The sequence below is a fragment of the Nevskia sp. genome (genome assembly GCF_023266035.1).
Classification (GTDB): Bacteria; Pseudomonadota; Gammaproteobacteria; order Nevskiales; family Nevskiaceae; genus Nevskia.
This window is the reverse complement of sequence record NZ_JAHFRY010000026.1, coordinates 1-2,677: the sequence shown is the minus strand read 5'-3', so window position 1 is coordinate 2,677 and position 2,677 is coordinate 1. Positions and strand designations below refer to the sequence as shown.

Sequence of the window (2,677 nt, the reverse complement as noted above, 5' to 3'; positions counted from 1 at the left end):
AGGCTGGCGGCGATCGCTTCCATGTCCGGCATCCGGCCCGGCGTCAGCAGCAGGCGATCGCGAACCCGGCCGGCAAAACCGACGCGGCTGCGGCGGCGAGCCAGCAGTTGCCGGCACTGGTCTTCGCAGGATTGGCGCATCAGCTCGTTGGCCTGCGGCAGCGGCTGATCGAACAGCCGGGCATCGAACTGCAGATGATTGCGTTCGGCACCCAGGCTCAAACGGTCGCCGAAGCTGGCCCGCAACAGCGCCGCCTGTTTTTCGCCGATCGCGAAGCGCAGGTGCACGGCGCGCGGCTGCACTGGCGCGGCAAGCAGTTCACGGTTCAGGGTCATGGTCGCGGCCATGTCGCGCAGCACCACGAACTGGGCCAGTTCCGGCGGCGTGCCTTCTTCGTCGATGACCAGGCTGACGTACTCGGGGCTTTCCTCGAGCCAGATGCGGTTGACGCTGTAGGTCAGATCCAGATAGCGCAGGCCGACATGCACGGCGCTGCGCAAGGTGGCGCTGGAAGCCATCGCGAAACCCCAGATGCCCATCGTCGTCAGGTGGTAGCGGGCGCCGGCGGCGATCGCCAGTTCGACTTCACCGATGCCCTGCTCGCCGAGCAGATGGATCAGGTTGCGGATCACCCGGAATTCCTGCGCGGCTTCGATCTCGCCGCTCGGGTCGTCCAGGTGGCTGAGCGCGATACCGGTGCCGCGCAGGCATTGCGTCGGGCTTAAGGAATGTTCGCCGGCCAGCTCGCAGAGCATCCGGGTGCTGGCTACGCCTCGGCGTACGGTCCAGTGGTTCATCGGTTCGGCAGGCTTGATGGCATGTGCAATGGCGGATGTCCGAAACTATCACGCAAGCGTCCGCTCGAACCATTCCTTGTCGTGCGGTGGCAGCCTACAGTCCGGCACCATCGATTCCTGTTTGTTCCGTCAAATGAGTACCAACATGCCCCAGCTTGCTGTCGCACCTGTCCACGTTGCGATCATCGGCACCGGATTCGGCGGCCTTGGCCAGGCCGTGTACCTGAAGAAGGCGGGCATCGAGTCGTTCACGATCTACGAGAAGGGCGAGGACGTGGGCGGTACCTGGCGCGAGAACACTTACCCGGGCGCGGCCTGCGATGTGCCCTCGCATCTGTACTCGTATTCGTTCGAGCCGCATTACCCCTGGGCTTACCGCTACGGCAAGCAGGCGGAAATCCTCGCCTATCTGAAGCACGTGGCCGGCAAGTACGGCCTGCGCAAGCACATCCGTTTCGGCAAGGAGATGACGGCGGCAGATTTTGACGAAGCACGCGGCCTCTGGACCCTGCGCTTCGCCGATGGCTCGACGGCCGAGGCTCAGGTGCTGGTGTCCTCGGTCGGCCAGTTGCACAAGCCGCAGATTCCGAAGATTCCCGGTGCCGAGAGCTTTCAGGGCCAGGTCTTCCATTCGGCCCGCTGGCGGCATGACCTCGACTTCGCCGGCAAGAAAGTGGCGGTGATCGGCACCGGCCCGAGTTCGGTGCAGTTCGTGCCGGCGATCCAGCCGATCGTCGGCCATATGGATGTCTATCAGCGCTCGCCGGGCTGGACGGTGCCCAAGGTCGATCGCAAGTTCAACGCCTTCGAGCGCTTCCTGCTCGATAAGCTGCCGGTGCTGCACACGCTCGATCGCAAGCGGATCTTCTGGTGGTTCGAGTTCCTCGGCTCGGCCCTGCAGCGCCAGTCACGCTTCAACAAGCCGGCGACGGCAATCTTTCGCAACGCTGCGAAGTTCCTGATGAACTGGCAGGTCAAGGACCCGGCGATGCGCGCCAGGCTGACGCCGGATTACGCGATCGGCTGCAAGCGCGTGCTGCTCTCCAACGAGTGGCTGCCGGCGCTGACCGCGGCGAACGTCGATCTGGTCACCGATGGCATCCGCGAGATCACAGCGACCGGTGTGATCGCCAACGATGGAACCCATCGTCAGGTCGACACCATCATCTACGGCACCGGCTTCGAAGCCACCGGCTTCCTGGCGCCGATGCAGATCACCGGCCGCGGAGGCTTGAGTCTGAACGAGCGCTGGCAGGGCGGGGCGGAGGCCTACCTGGGCATGACCGTGTCCGGCTTTCCGAACCTGTTCATCCTTTATGGCCCGAACACCAATCTCGGCGCCGGCTCGATCATCTACATGCTCGAAGCGCAGGCGAAATACGTGATCCAGGCGGTGCAGGCGCTGAGCGGAAAGCGCCTCGGCTGGCTCGACGTCAGGCCCGGCATCATCGGCGACTACAACCTGATGCTGCGCCGGCGCAGCAAGGAAGATTCGGTCTACGAGACTGGCTGCCACAGCTGGTACATCACCGCTGATGGCCGCAATACGGTCAGCTGGGTCGGCTACATGAACGAGTACGCGAAGCAGGTTGCCGAGCTGAAATTAGCCGACTACGAACTGCAGTCGAAAGCCAGCGAAGCACGGTCCGTCGAGCCGATCTCGGTCGCGGCCTGAGCGCGGTCGGACTGCTGTAGCCGGGTTTCCTGCCGCAGGACGTTGGCTGGCGCGTCGCCTTCGACATCGGCGCGGTGTCTGATCATCCTGTTTCTGCGCAGCTTCGTGTCGGAGAGCTCCGCGCTGGCGGATGGCCTGCGGCCGTATCGATGAGGCCGAAGGTGATCGCCGTGTTCTACCTGCTGGGTACGGCGGTCGGCGGCAT

The 2,677-nt window shown here is 64.3% G+C and carries 3 protein-coding genes; 1 reads left to right on the top strand and 2 read right to left on the bottom strand.

Annotated features, from left to right (window positions below; genetic code table 11):
* Positions 1-797, bottom strand: a 797-nt coding sequence (locus Q0D45_RS05705) for an AraC family transcriptional regulator (protein WP_293389704.1), incomplete at its 3' end; no start/stop codon positions are given.
* Between the two features lie 145 nt (positions 798-942).
* Between Q0D45_RS05705 and Q0D45_RS05700 the strand changes: the two genes are divergently transcribed.
* A complete protein-coding gene (locus Q0D45_RS05700) occupies positions 943-2,472 on the top strand; it encodes an NAD(P)/FAD-dependent oxidoreductase (RefSeq protein ID WP_293389701.1) in 1,530 nt (509 codons plus the stop codon).
* Here Q0D45_RS05700 and Q0D45_RS05695 read toward each other — a convergent pair.
* Positions 2,409-2,677 (bottom strand): hypothetical protein (locus Q0D45_RS05695; RefSeq protein WP_293389699.1); only part of this gene is annotated, 269 nt, incomplete at its 5' end. The two genes, Q0D45_RS05700 and Q0D45_RS05695, sit on opposite strands and share 64 nt — an antisense overlap.